The 452-nt window shown below is 61.0% G+C and carries 1 protein-coding gene; it reads left to right on the plus strand.

Going from position 1 to position 452, the window contains the following annotated elements; genetic code table 11:
- Positions 1–452 (plus strand): Ig-like domain-containing protein (locus tag AC1DIG_RS29325; RefSeq protein ID WP_477770117.1); only part of this gene is annotated, 452 nt, incomplete at both ends.

Raw genomic sequence — 452 nt, forward strand, 5'->3', positions numbered from 1 at the left:
ACCAGACCCTGAGCATTGACGTGCTGGCCAACGACACCGAYGTCGATGACGGTCACCTGTTCACACTGAACTCGGCCAGTGCGCCAGTAAACAAGGGCAGTGCCAGCGTGGTCGGCAACCAGCTGCTGTTCAACCCCGGAACTGACTTCGACCACCTGGCGCAGGGCGTGGTCGAGCACGTGACGCTCAATTACCAGATGCAGGATCAGTACGGAGCGCTCTCAAGCTCCACGGTGGACGTCACTATCACCGGCACCAATGACGCGCCGGTGGCAGTGGCCGATACGGCCGCCGGTACGGAAAACCAGACCCTGAGCATTGACGTGCTGGCCAACGACACCGACGTCGATGACGGTCACCTGTTCACACTGAACTCGGCCAGTGCGCCAGTAAACAAGGGCAGTGCCAGCGTGGTCGGCAACCAGCTGCTGTTCAACCCCGGAACTGACTTC

The sequence above is a fragment of the Pseudomonas sp. 05N431 genome, assembly GCF_056397005.1.